Consider the following 12,382-nt stretch of genomic DNA (forward strand, 5'->3'; position numbering starts at 1 on the left):
TCTGACATCTGCTCTCTATTGTTTTAGAGTATTATTAAAGGAACGCGCTCAGGCGTGTTCCTTTATTTTTTTTTATGGAGAAAAAAATGCAAAAAAATATTTCTTCAATTTTAGCAGGAATATTTAGTTTTATAGCACTCGTTATAGGTGTATTAAAATTATTTCCCCATTTTCAAAAAGGCTCTCCCGACCAAACGTGGATTTTTTTAATAATCACAGTTTGTCCTTTAATGGCTTTAATTTATTCAATCGCGGGAACCGATGAATATTCTAAGTCGGTTTCACCCAATGCTTATGCACTTGTATTGACTTTACCCAGTATTGTGGCTGCTCTTTATCTTCATCTGTGGGTCAGTGTGTTTTGTATGCTGCTCGTCGCAGTTTTTTCATTAAAAGAATTACTAAAGAATGACAATGAAAGTAATGGTAACAAGCATCACCATTAATTAGGAAAGACCATTCATATGAAAATGCATCTTCCTGAAGGTTTTAAGCTCCCTGCAATGCCTCAAATAGCAAGAGAATGTCTGGTTTATTTGTATAATCCTAATGCCGATACAGGTGTTCTTTCAAAGTCATTAGCAAGGGATATTGGAATTTCAGCAAGTATTTTAAAACTCGCAAATTCATCGCAATTTCTATTAGGAAAAGGCGCGCCAACCAGCGATTTAAACACAGCCATCCTGAGAATTGGCCATGACAGTTTAAGACAACTTATGATTTTGCATGCTCTTGAAGAAACTTTTGTCTTTAAAGACTCCATGTTTTTTGATTTTAAGAGTTTTACGAAGCATTGCTCATTTGTAAGTTTATTATGTACAGATTTTGCAAAAAAGATAAGTCCAGATTCGATTGCTGATATCCAAATGGCAGGTCTAATGCATGATGTAGGATTGGCAATAATGGGAAGTTTATTTCATGAAAATTTAACAATGATGGTAAAGTTTTGCTTTGAAAATAAAATTGATTTTGCAGCTGCAGAATCGCAATTAGGGCTTGAATCACACTCAAAGCTTGGAGCAAGAGCACTTGCAACCTGGGAAATTCCTGACCGTGTCAAGCTTATAGTGAGTTTACATGATTCGAGAAAGTCGGAAGATAGAAAAGATCTTGAAGCAGAGACAGCAAAATTACTTGATATCTTGATTTTATCTGACATTCTTGCGCACAGTTATGGTTTTGGTTTTAAAGAATATAAACGTGACACTCGTATTGAACTTTCCATGCTAAAGAGAATGGGACTCACAGCCGATGATGTGAAAGAAATAGTGAAATCTGCATTAGAAACGGAAGCTGCATTGCACTCTTCTTAACACAAAAGGAAACTGAGCTATGGGTGTTAATTCGTTTACTCCTGAAGAAAGAGAACAGATATATGCCATGGCAGAAAATATGACTGGAAACTGTCAGCAAGGTTCTTATAGACGAGATATTATTATCTCGAATATTTTGCGAAGAGTCCAAGTAAAAAAAGCTGAAAATTTACAAGCATATTTACAAGCAGCCATAGCAAATGATGAAGAGTTTGCTCAACTCCTAAGTGCTTTTACCATTCACACAACAGAGTGGTTCCGCGAACTTCCGCATTATAAAAAATTTGAAACAATACTGTCTGAAAGATTTAAAGGAATTAAAAAATTTAGGATGCAATCAGGCGGATGCTCAACAGGTGAAGAAGTCTATTCATTTAGCATCGTGCTCGAATCTTTTAGAAATTTACATCCTGGTTTTGATTTTGAATTTCAAGCTTTTGATATTGATCCCGTTTCTGTTAATTTAGCTAAAAAAGCTATTTATCCGATGAAAGATTTTAATAAAATTCCAGCAAATTATCAAAATTTAGTGAAAAAAATTGCTAATGAAGATAGTTTTGCTCCCGATGCAAATATTAAAGCTAAAACCCGTTTCTTTACCGATAATTTAGTAAAGTTACAAAGTCTGCCTCCATCGTTCGAAGCAGTTGTCTGCCGGAATGTTCTTATTTATTTTACTCCAGATAAAGTAAAAGAAATAATTGGTAAACTTGTTGAGAGGCTTGTTAAAGGCGGAGTATTAATCATTGGACACAGTGACAGCGTAGATGCAAAGGCATTTAACTTAAAATCACTTGGTAACTCAATGTTTGAAAAACTTTAAAACTTAATTATCGTGGTTTTTCCATTCTTGTTTCGTTATCAAGCGAGCCCCTCTGCCAAAAGTAATATATGACCAGAGCCATTGAAAAAATACAAAAACTTTATTGCGAAAGCCAACTAAATATAAAATATGAATAAATAACCATGCAATCCATGCAATTTTTCCATGCGCCTTATAACCAGAAAACTCTGAAATAGCACGTCCTCTGCCGATAGTAGCCATCTGTCCCTTATCAAAATATGAAAATGCTAAGAGTTCTTTTCCTTCACAGCTTCTCATTATATTTTTGGCAGTGTGAATCCCTTGCTGAATAGCGACTGGTGCAAGGCCAGGAAGGGGGCGTTGATCTTTGCCAAGGACACTTGCTTGGTCACCGAGCACAAATACATTTTTGTGCTCAGGTAAATGCAAAAATGGGGTGACAATAACTCTGCCCGCTCTATCTAACTCACAGCCAAGCAGAGCCCCAGTAGAGGATGGCTGTACGCCCGCAGCCCAAATAACTGTTCTTGATGGAATAAACTCTTTGCCTATGTGCACGCCTTGGCTGTCAATTGAGCTCACTCGCGTGCCTGTTTTAACTGTCACACCGATACTTACAAGATCTTTTTTGGCTTGTTCTGAAAGATCTGGAGAAAAACTTGCGAGAATTCGCTCTCCTGCTTCAATTAAGATGATACTCGTGCTTTTTAAATCAATATTTTTAAACTCTTTATTTAACGTATAGTGTGCCATTTCTGAAAGAGAGCCTGCGAGTTCAACTCCAGTTGGCCCTCCCCCAACCACGATAAAAGTGAGATATTCTCTTATCTTTTTGGGATCACTTTCTCTTTCTGCAAGTTCAAAGGCTGTAAGTACTCTTCTTCGGATTTCAGTTGCTTGCTCAATGCTTTTTAAACCCGGAGCGAATTCTTCCCATTCATCTTTACCAAAATAACTGTGAGTTGCGCCACACGCGAGGATAAGGTAATCGTATTTATATTCTTTGAATTCTGTTTTAACTTTTTGATTTTGTAAATTAATTTTTGTTACGTTGCCTAATGTGACATTTATATTTACACATTTTGCCAAAATTGATCGAATAGGGGAAGCGATTTCTGCAGGGCTCAATCCTGCCATAGCGACTTGATATAATAAAGGTTGAAATAAATGATAATTTTTTTTATCTAATAAAGTCACTTGAATTTCTTTATATTTTCCAAGCTGTTTAGCTGCATTAATTCCAGCAAAACCAGCTCCTACAATTACAATATGTGCAGATGTCATTTTATTATTCATAAGATCCTCATATCTATTAATATAACCACAAAAAATAATATCTTTAAATCATGTAAAGTTGCAAATACTGTTATTTTATAATAGCCCAAGCAAGGCGCAAACAATTGGCTATGGGAGAGGAGTGTGCTGTGGCTCATAAAATATCTGGGGCAACTGTCGAAGTTATTTGTGGTTGTATGTTTAGTGGAAAAACAGAAGAACTGATCCGTGTTTTAAAAAGAGCAACAATTGCTAAGCAACGAATACTCGTTTTCAAACATTCATCTGATATCAGATATTCTGATGAAAGCATTTGCAGTCACAATGGAGTTAAAATTCCATCCATTCTTATTCAAAATACAGCAGAAATATTTAATTATAATTTAGATAACATTGATGTTGTGGGAATTGATGAAGCTCAATTTTTTACTGACGAAATCTTAGCCGATGTAGAAAAAATACTTGAAAAGGGTATCAGAGTTGTTATTGCTGGCTTAGATATGGATTTTAGAAAAAGACCATTTGGAAAAATGCCTGAATTATTAGCAATGGCAAACAAGGTGACAAAGTTATCGGCAATTTGTTCTGTTTGTGCAGAAGATGCTCAGTACACCCAAAGACTGTTTCCTTCAGAAGAAACTGTTTTTGTGGGAGCCATTGAAAGCTATGAACCGCGTTGCCGTAAACATCACAGCATTTTTAAATAGAGAAAGTTTTCAAAAATAAAGTTAAATTTTAAAATATTTTTTAGCAATTTTCTCTATATCACTCAATTCAGCTTTTACATCCCAATACATAGTTTCTCTCATCAACAGAGTTTGCATCTGTTCAGGAATAGCTATGTTTTCTTGAATAATCGGTTCTATAATATCATCAAATTTACATGGATCCGCTGTTGAAACCACGATCCAACTTTCAGTGCACTTGCTTTTTCTCACAAAAAAACCTGTAGCAGTGTGTGGACATATTATTTTTTTATATTTGTTATAAAAATATGCGATTGTCTGCCTAATTTCTGCATTAGTTACACTTATTGATGTAACATTTTTATCGAAGATGGAATGATCATGAAATAATTGTGAAAGTCGTTCAAAATTACTTGGATTGCCTACATCCATAGCATTAGCAAGGGTCAGAACACTTTTGCGTGGGCTAAACACACCTGATTCAAGATAGTCATTTATGACTCTATTTTCATTGGTGGCTAAAGAGATTTCGCGAATTGGAAAACCCATTTCCTTTGCCCAATAAGCTGCTGTGGCATTGCCGAGGTTTCCTGTCGGTATGATATAGCCGGGCGAAGTCTTATTTTTGTTAAAGAAAACAAAGCTTGTATATGCATAATAGATCATTTGTGGAAGAAGCCTACCAATATTTATGCTATTTGCACTGCTCATATTCATAACATCTTGCCACCAATTTTCATTAAAAGCTTGTTTCACGAGACGTTGGCAGTCATCGAATGTTCCATGGACTGCAAGAGATAAAATATTTTGTCCCCAACAAGTGATTTGTTTTTCTTGTTTTTCAGATATTTTTCCTTTTGGATAAAGAACTATGACTCGAGTATTTTCCTTATTATAAAATGCACTTGCGACTGCAGACCCTGTATCGCCAGAAGTTGCAACCATAATCGTCGATTTATTTTTGTGCGAAATTTTATTTAAGCATTCTGCTAAAAAACGTGCCCCAAAGTCTTTAAAAGATAGGGTAGGGCCTTTACATAAATCGAGCATTAGCGTGTTGCTATCGATTGTTTCTATTTTTACTGGAAATATGAATGCATTTTCACATATTTCCCTTAGGTTCTTATCAAGAATATCTTCCTTAAAAAAGTTCTGTAAAAGCCTTTCGGCAAAATCAATATAAGACATTTGCATATTATAATCAGTTAAATTTACTTTCGGAAAATATTCTGGAATAAATAATCCGCCATCTTCTGCTAATCCCTTCTGCAAAGCTTCTGTTAAAGAATAAAGTTTATTTTTATTGCGAGTGCTAATATAGTGCATAATGATTAATCCTTAATGTGCTTCAACAACAAATGCATTTTTCGAATTCATTTTAGAAATCCAAAATTCAGTTTTAATTTCATGAGCCAGAAAAGTATTTTGCATATTTTCTGCAATAGTTAAGGCCATTTCTTTTGTTTCAGCTAGAGCAAAGAGTGTAGGTCCTGAACCAGAGAAAGAAGAAACAAGTGCTCCTGAATCAAGTGCGGCCTTTTTCACTTCGTAAAATCCAGGTACGAGGTGAGCTCTCTGAGGTTCTATGATAAAATCCTGAGCTGATTTTTTGAGCAAAGCATTGTTAGCTTGATAGAGAGCTGCAATAAAAGATGCTGTATTTGCAGATTGTTTAATACATTCTTTCAGCGGAACACTTGTGCATAAAACCCCGCGTGCATGCTTTGTTTCAACTTTTAAATAGGGATGAATAAGCACACAATGTAAATTGGGTACGGGCAATTCAACAACATGAATCGGATCGGTTGATTGAATGAGGGTGATTCCCCCATAGAGGCAGGGCACGATATTGTCCGCATGTTTTTGTCCGCAAGCAGCTTCTTCTCCTAGGAGGGCGTAATTCGATAACTCTTGCAAAGATAGAGGTTTCTTAAGGAAAGCATTGAATGCTGTGAGGGCTGCAACAGCAGAGGCCGCAGAGCCTCCCATGCCAGATCCGAGCGCAATACCCTTTTTAATTGAAATAGAAAAACCATTTTGTATATTTAAATCTTCACACAGCTTTTGAATAACAACGGAAGCCGTATTTTTATTTGGATCCAGTGGAAGTTTTTCTTCACACTCAATATTATCAATAATTATTTTCCCATCAACCCTTTTTTTTAACGTAACAAAATCACCAGCACCATCAAATGAAAAACCTAAAATATCAAAACCAATTGAGACATTTGCACAAGTTGCTGGTGCAAATGCAGTGACAGAATTTAAATTTTCTTTTAACATGTAATTTTCCTTTATTTAAGCTAGGGATGAAGCTAATCTTAAAAGATCGGCAAAAATTCCTGAGGCTGTTACTTCTGCACCTGCACCTGGTCCTTGAATTATAAGTGGTTGTTTTGAGTATCTGCGTGTATAAAAGATAAGCATATTGTCAGTGCCTTCCAAGCGACTAAAGGGATGGCTTTGCGCATAGGAATTTAAATTAATTTTGACTTCACCTGTTTTTGCAATTGAACCAACGTAACAAATTTTTTCATTTTTTGCGTTTGCTTTATCGACAAATTGTTTCATTTTATGATCAAAGTCTGGAAGTCTTTCTAAGAATTCATTTACATTGCACTCTTCAAGTTCTTTAGGAATTAAGCTGTGAATATCAATATTTTCGAGGGAAATATCAAAACCTATTTCTCGGGCTAGACAAATTAATTTTCTGGCTACATCCTGACCCGAGAGATCGGCTCTGGGATCTGGTTCAGTAAAGCCTTGTTTTTTTGCCGCATAAACAACTTCAGAAAACTTTTTGCCTTTAGCAAGTTCACTAAAAATATAACTTAAAGTACCAGAAACGATTCCCTCGATACTAATGATCTCATCCCCAGTTTTAATAAAATCTTGCAATGTGCTGATAACGGGTAATCCCGCACAAACAGTGGCTTCGTAATAGTAATGGCATTTCTTATCTTTTGCCAATGATTTTAAATTTTTATAATAAGTTAAATCGCCCCCATTGGCATGCTTATTTGGCGTTATAATATGAAGACCTTTATTGATAAAAGAGAGATATTTTTGGGCAATATTTATATCTGCTGTACAATCAATTAGCACCCCATGAGCGGATTCATCACTGGCAATGTGAGATGAAAATTTTTCGATATCTATACATTCAGAATATTGTGCTAAATATTCTTGGCATAATGAGATATCCATTGACTTGTCCGTTAAGTACATTTTCTTAGAGTTCATAATACCACGAACCGATAAATCAATTTGATATTTTGATTTTAGTTCTACAGATGCGCTTATTAATTGTTCAAAAAATGCTTTTCCGACTGAACCAAGTCCGATCAGCCCAATAGCAAGAGTTTTATGGGAGAGATAAAAGCCTGAGTGAACAGCGTTGAGAGCTTTATTAATATCTTTTTTGTTTATTACAACTGAAATATTTCTTTCAGAAGAACCTTGAGCAATGGCATTGATATTTATGTTTGCTTTTGCGAGTGTAGAGCAGAGTTTTCCAGCAACTCCAACGGAGCCAATCATTTCATCGCCAATAATTGCTAAGATTGAACATTCATATTCAGCGGATATATTTTCGATTTGTCCTTTTTCAATCTCAAATTGTAAATTTTCTGAAAGAGTTTCAATCGTCAATTCCGCATATTCTCGCGCAACAGCAAAGCAAATAGAGTGTTCAGAGCTAGCTTGCGAAATAAGAATAACAGATATATTCTTTTGCTGTATAATTGAAAAAATACGTGCAGCAATTCCAGAGACACCGATCATACCAGCACCTTCAATATTAATAAGTGCGACATCATCAATGCCTGTAACACCTTTAATAAGGTGATCGGAAGTGTGAGGTTTATCAGAGATTTCTGTTCCTTTAATAAGGGAGTTAAAACTATTTTTAATAAAAATAGGAAACCCTTCTTCTTGTGCAGGTGATATAGTGCGAGGATGGATCACTTTTGCACCAAAATATGCCAACTCTAAAGCTTCTTTGTAAGAAAGTGATTCAATAGGGAAGGCATCTTTTACGCGGCTTGGATTTGCGCTTAATATTCCATCAACATCTTTCCAGATATATAATGCTTTTGCTTTAAAAAGTTTAGCAAAAACAGATGCAGAGAAGTCGCTCCCATTTCTACCTAAAGTCGTTCTTTTGCCAGATTCATTCCCAGCAATAAATCCAGTGACTATTAATTTCTCAAATTTATTATTTTGTAAAAAATGATTTAGAAGTGAAGAGCTTTTTTCCCACTGAATTGAAATGATATTATTTACATATTGAGTTCTTAAAACTTCAGTGGCATCAAGATAGCGTGAATCATAGAATTGCGATAGATAAAGCGATAATATTTGAGCTGACCATTGTTCACCAAAGCCTAAAATAAAATCTTGTATTTCCTTTGAATAGCTTGAAATATGCATGACTGCAAGTAAAGTATTTCGGATAGTAAGAAAATCACCTTTTATTTTATTTTTTAAGTCAGATGTATTTATTTCGAATTGGAGAGCATCAATTATTTCTAAATGCACATTTTCAAGTGACTCAAGCAACTCAAGAAAATTTTTTCCATGAGCTGCGTTGTTTAAAATCATTTGTAAAGTCGTAGTTGCATCTTTAATTGCTGAAACAACAATAACTTCTTTGCCTTTGTTTAAAAGTTGTTTAATGGCCAGAAATCTTTGCGCATTGGCTATACTTGATCCACCAAATTTATGCACGATGATATCGTTTTCCATGTTTTATATCCCTTTAATGATATGTTTTTTAATATTATAAAATTGTTAAAATAATTTTATAAAAAATATTATTTTTTATTGTTTAAATTTTGCTTAAATGAACGTGAGTGTTGTCTGAGTGGAGTATGTAATAGGGGTGTTTTTAATTGATGAAATTTGTTTATAATTAAAAGACGCTCGCACTTTTAAGAATATCGGCTCAGAAGACTTCATAATTAACACCTTTCAAAGAAACCGCATTTGATGAAATAAATTCGAACTTTTTACTTATGTCTTTTTAAGTTCTCTTCATTCAGAAATAGAAGAGAGTTTAAATTTATAATTTATTTAGAATTGAAATTCAAGGTATTATAATGTTTTTTATTGAAATTAAACTCTGTTGCTTAATTTTTATGAATATGTAAACAAGCGTGCATCTTAATATTATGCGTTCTTTAGCTAAAGAGTCCTCTCTTTTTATAAAATGACTTATCTTTCCAAATAAGCTAGCTTAATATAGTCCTATGAACTTAGGGTTGCATTTTTCATTTAGTGTGTTTTAAGAATGATTATTGAGTTTACCAAAATACGGGTGACTCATTCTGCTAGAGAGAAAGGGAATATAATGATTATTGAACCAAAAATCCGTGGATTTATATGCACAACTGCGCATCCAACTGGGTGTGCTCAGCACGTACAAGATCAAATTAATTTTGTTAAAAACAATGAAAAAATCAAAGGTGCGCAAAAAGTTCTCGTAATAGGTGCTTCAACAGGTTATGGGCTTGCGAGTCGAATTGCGGCTGCCTATGGCACTGGAGCGGCAACTATAGGAGTCTTTTTTGAAAAGCCAGCAGAAGGCACCCGAACAGCGACAGCTGGGTGGTACAACACGGCAGCTTTTGAAAAGACTGCGCACAGCGACGGGCTTTATGCAAAAAGTATCAATGGTGATGCCTTTTCGAATGAAATTAAGCAAAAAACCATTGATCTCATAAAACAAGATTTAGGGAAAGTTGACCTTGTTGTTTATAGTTTGGCTTCGCCAAGAAGGACTCATCCAACTACAGGAGAAAACTTTTCTTCTGCTCTTAAACCTATTGGTAAAACATATTCAGAGAAATCAATTAACCCAATGACAGGCGAAATCAAATCTGTGAGTATTGAACCTGCAGGGGATGGCGATATTGAAAATACAGTGCGTGTAATGGGGGGCGAGGATTGGGAGTTGTGGATCGATGCTTTGCAAAATGCAGGTGTATTAGCTGATAATGCTTTAACGATTGCATATTCTTATATTGGTCCTGTTTTAACCTATCCTATTTATAGGGAAGGCACGATTGGGAAAGCTAAAGAACATTTAGAAAAAACAGCTGCTCTTATTTCAGATAAATTGCATAATATTGGTGGCAAAGCATTTGTCTCAGTTAATAAAGCTGTTGTCACTCAATCGAGCTCTGCTATTCCAGTTGTTCCTTTATATATTTCTCTTCTTTTCCGTATTATGAAAAATAAAAATATTCACGAAGACTGTATTGAACAAGCTTACAGATTATTTAATGAGCATTTATACTCTGGAAAAAACATCAGTACAGATAAAAAAGGCCTTATTCGCATAGATGATTGGGAAATGAGAGAAGATGTGCAAACTGAGGTATCCAAACTTTGGGAAAAAGTGAATTCAGAAAATATCAACGATTATTCCGATTTATCTGGATATCGCAATGATTTTTATAAACTGTTTGGTTTCGCTCTACCTCAGGTAGACTACAAAGCGGATGTTGAAATAAAGGTTGAGATCCCTTCTATTTCATAGTTTTAGACAGAAAAAGTCCGAAATGAGATTGCATAGAGCCCGAAATAAATGCATAATTTCGGGCTCTTTTTTATATAATGTAAGCAAAGTCATTATTTTGTCGTACATATGTTAATACGATTATGAAATTTTTTTCCACAATTAGGATTGATATTTTTAACCTCAATGCAGTATTATTAAATAAATGATTTTTACTATTTTTTATTTGCAAAAGTGAATGATTTTTAATTTCGAGATGTTTTATAATTTTATTTGATGAGGTGAGTATGAACTCAACGCTTGATATTATCAAACAAAGGACATCCGTAAATAAATTTGATCCTGCAAAAACTATAAGTGAAAATGAAATTAAAGATCTGATAAGCTATGCAATCGAGTCGCCGTCTTCCTTTAATATTCAACATTGGCGTTTTATTGCTCTTACAAATAAAGCTGAAAAAGAAAAACTTAAAGCTGTGGCTTTCAATCAAGAAAAAATAACAGATGCATCTGTTACATTTATCGTTTTAGGCGATATAAAAGGTCTCGAAAAAATGCCCGATATTTTATCATCAATTAAAACAGCAAATCTAATTGATCAACAAATGCATGATGGATGGCTGCAAATGGCAAATGGAATGTATAAAGAAAATCCAGCACTCGAAAGAGATGAAGCCATTCGATCAGCCTCTATGGCAGCTATGACTCTTATGCTTGCTGCTCAAGCTAAAGGTTTTGCAAGTGGTGCGATGATAGGTTTTGATCCTGTAGGTGTTAAGAAAGAATTTCAAATTCCCGACCGCTATGTGCCAGTCATGCTCCTTGCAGTCGGATATTTAAGTAATGGGAATTGGCCTAGAAAACCAAGGCTTTCAATAGACAGTATTTTAAGTTTTAATAAAATGAAACAATTTTAATAATGTGACTTAAAGATGAAATATACTCTATGGCGAACTTATATAATAAATTTGTTATACCTCCTTTAACTGAAAATATTGTGAGCTGTCTTTCTTCAATTTATAAAAATGAATTTATTATTGATACGATGGTTGAAAAAATTGCCAAAGATATTGGGTTATTTAATAAAATATTGTTGATCGCAAATTCGCAACGTTACGGCCAAGGGGTCCATACAAACGATTTAAAACAAGCTATTGTGCGAATTGGAATTATAAATCTTACTTTGGTTTTGACTTCTGAATATTATACTAATTATACTTCAATAGAAGAAATTGGTTTCTTTAATTTAAAACAATTTAATCTCCATTCGAGTTGTGTTTCTCGTTTTGCGTTTGAAATTGCAAAAATTAAAAATTTACCTACATTACACGATGTCACTTTAGCTGCAGCTTTTCATGATATAGGTCTGCTTGCTCGTGCTATTTTGCATAAAGATATAATGAAGAATTTAGTTGAAAAGTGCGTTCAAGATAAAATTCAATTTTACAAAGCTGAAACGGAACTTAATATTACCTCACATGAAATTATAGGTTCAGATATTCTAAACGAATGGGGATTAAATAAAAATATTATCTTGCTTGTAAGGAATCATCATACAAAAGAAAATGTAAGATCATCAGATACAGATTATTTAGAGAAAGAGTTTATCATTTTGGAACTTGCTGATTTATTAGCACATAGAATTTCATGTGGATTTGAAGGTTATACAAGGGATGTCAGAGTTAATATGATGTTAATAGATAGGCTGGGGATATCCAAAGATAAAATTGTTGAACTAATAAAAATTGTTAATCACTCCATGAATAGTTTTGGATTTTGATAT

Annotated in this window: 11 protein-coding genes; 7 read left to right on the plus strand and 4 right to left on the minus strand. The window is 34.3% G+C overall.

Features of this window, described 5'->3' with window-relative positions; translation table 11 throughout:
* Positions 1 to 86 precede the first annotated feature (86 nt).
* The 3 genes from EZS29_RS07035 to EZS29_RS07045 are packed head-to-tail and all read left to right on the plus strand — an operon-like array spanning position 87 to position 2,136.
* A complete protein-coding gene (locus EZS29_RS07035; protein WP_130608002.1) occupies positions 87 to 446 on the plus strand; it encodes a hypothetical protein in 360 nt (119 codons plus the stop codon).
* Positions 447 to 464: 18 nt separating this feature from the next.
* Positions 465 to 1,313 carry an HDOD domain-containing protein gene (locus EZS29_RS07040; RefSeq protein ID WP_130608005.1) on the plus strand — a complete coding sequence of 283 codons (849 nt, stop codon included), beginning with the start codon at positions 465 to 467 and terminating at the stop codon, positions 1,311 to 1,313.
* 19 nt (positions 1,314 to 1,332) lie between these two features.
* Positions 1,333 to 2,136 (plus strand): CheR family methyltransferase, encoded by an 804-nt coding sequence (locus EZS29_RS07045; RefSeq protein WP_130608008.1) that lies wholly within the window; start codon positions 1,333 to 1,335, stop codon positions 2,134 to 2,136.
* Positions 2,137 to 2,139: 3 nt separating this feature from the next.
* Here the strand turns inward: EZS29_RS07045 and EZS29_RS07050 are convergent, their stop codons facing one another.
* Complete coding sequence (locus tag EZS29_RS07050; RefSeq protein WP_216678731.1) at positions 2,140 to 3,414, minus strand: NAD(P)/FAD-dependent oxidoreductase; 1,275 nt, start codon at positions 3,412 to 3,414, stop codon at positions 2,140 to 2,142.
* Between the two features lie 128 nt (positions 3,415 to 3,542).
* Between EZS29_RS07050 and EZS29_RS07055 the strand changes: the two genes are divergently transcribed.
* Positions 3,543 to 4,100: a thymidine kinase gene (locus EZS29_RS07055; protein ID WP_216678732.1), complete on the plus strand. Its 558-nt coding sequence runs from the start codon at positions 3,543 to 3,545 to the stop codon at positions 4,098 to 4,100.
* Positions 4,101 to 4,121: 21 nt separating this feature from the next.
* Here EZS29_RS07055 and thrC read toward each other — a convergent pair whose 3' ends face one another.
* The 3 genes from thrC to thrA are packed head-to-tail and all read right to left on the minus strand — an operon-like array spanning position 4,122 to position 8,825.
* Positions 4,122 to 5,405 (minus strand): threonine synthase, encoded by a 1,284-nt coding sequence (thrC, locus tag EZS29_RS07060; RefSeq protein WP_130608011.1) that lies wholly within the window; start codon positions 5,403 to 5,405, stop codon positions 4,122 to 4,124.
* A 12-nt stretch (positions 5,406 to 5,417) separates the two neighbouring features.
* The gene (locus EZS29_RS07065; RefSeq protein WP_130608014.1) at positions 5,418 to 6,362 is read right to left on the minus strand and encodes a homoserine kinase; all 945 of its coding nucleotides are present in this window, start codon (positions 6,360 to 6,362) and stop codon (positions 5,418 to 5,420) included.
* 15 nt (positions 6,363 to 6,377) lie between these two features.
* Positions 6,378 to 8,825: a bifunctional aspartate kinase/homoserine dehydrogenase I gene (gene thrA / locus EZS29_RS07070; protein ID WP_130608016.1), complete on the minus strand. Its 2,448-nt coding sequence runs from the start codon at positions 8,823 to 8,825 to the stop codon at positions 6,378 to 6,380.
* Between the two features lie 604 nt (positions 8,826 to 9,429).
* Between thrA and fabV the strand changes: the two genes are divergently transcribed.
* The 3 genes from fabV to EZS29_RS07085 all read left to right on the plus strand — a co-directional run bounded on the left by fabV (position 9,430) and on the right by EZS29_RS07085 (position 12,379).
* Positions 9,430 to 10,620: an enoyl-ACP reductase FabV gene (fabV, locus tag EZS29_RS07075; RefSeq protein WP_130608019.1), complete on the plus strand. Its 1,191-nt coding sequence runs from the start codon at positions 9,430 to 9,432 to the stop codon at positions 10,618 to 10,620.
* Between the two features lie 266 nt (positions 10,621 to 10,886).
* A complete protein-coding gene (locus tag EZS29_RS07080) occupies positions 10,887 to 11,516 on the plus strand; it encodes a nitroreductase family protein (protein WP_130608022.1) in 630 nt (209 codons plus the stop codon).
* 29 nt (positions 11,517 to 11,545) lie between these two features.
* The gene (locus EZS29_RS07085; protein ID WP_130608025.1) at positions 11,546 to 12,379 is read left to right on the plus strand and encodes an HDOD domain-containing protein; all 834 of its coding nucleotides are present in this window, start codon (positions 11,546 to 11,548) and stop codon (positions 12,377 to 12,379) included.
* The last annotated feature ends 3 nt before the right edge of the window (positions 12,380 to 12,382 follow it).

The sequence above is a fragment of the Fluviispira sanaruensis genome, assembly GCF_004295685.1.
Classification (GTDB): Bacteria; Bdellovibrionota_B; Oligoflexia; order Silvanigrellales; family Silvanigrellaceae; genus Silvanigrella; species Silvanigrella sanaruensis.

What these genes read in the sequence shown, in the direction of transcription:
- EZS29_RS07035 (WP_130608002.1), top strand. Translation starts at nt 87, where the DNA reads ATGCAAAAAAATATTTCTTCAATTTTAGCAGGAATATTTAGTTTTATA.
- EZS29_RS07040 (WP_130608005.1), top strand. Translation starts at nt 465, where the DNA reads ATGAAAATGCATCTTCCTGAAGGTTTTAAGCTCCCTGCAATGCCTCAA.
- EZS29_RS07045 (WP_130608008.1), top strand. Translation starts at nt 1,333, where the DNA reads ATGGGTGTTAATTCGTTTACTCCTGAAGAAAGAGAACAGATATATGCC.
- EZS29_RS07050 (WP_216678731.1), bottom strand. Translation starts at nt 3,414, where the DNA reads ATGAATAATAAAATGACATCTGCACATATTGTAATTGTAGGAGCTGGT.
- thrC (WP_130608011.1), bottom strand. Translation starts at nt 5,405, where the DNA reads ATGCACTATATTAGCACTCGCAATAAAAATAAACTTTATTCTTTAACA.
- EZS29_RS07065 (WP_130608014.1), bottom strand. Translation starts at nt 6,362, where the DNA reads ATGTTAAAAGAAAATTTAAATTCTGTCACTGCATTTGCACCAGCAACT.
- thrA (WP_130608016.1), bottom strand. Translation starts at nt 8,825, where the DNA reads ATGGAAAACGATATCATCGTGCATAAATTTGGTGGATCAAGTATAGCC.
- fabV (WP_130608019.1), top strand. Translation starts at nt 9,430, where the DNA reads ATGATTATTGAACCAAAAATCCGTGGATTTATATGCACAACTGCGCAT.
- EZS29_RS07080 (WP_130608022.1), top strand. Translation starts at nt 10,887, where the DNA reads ATGAACTCAACGCTTGATATTATCAAACAAAGGACATCCGTAAATAAA.
- EZS29_RS07085 (WP_130608025.1), top strand. Translation starts at nt 11,546, where the DNA reads ATGGCGAACTTATATAATAAATTTGTTATACCTCCTTTAACTGAAAAT.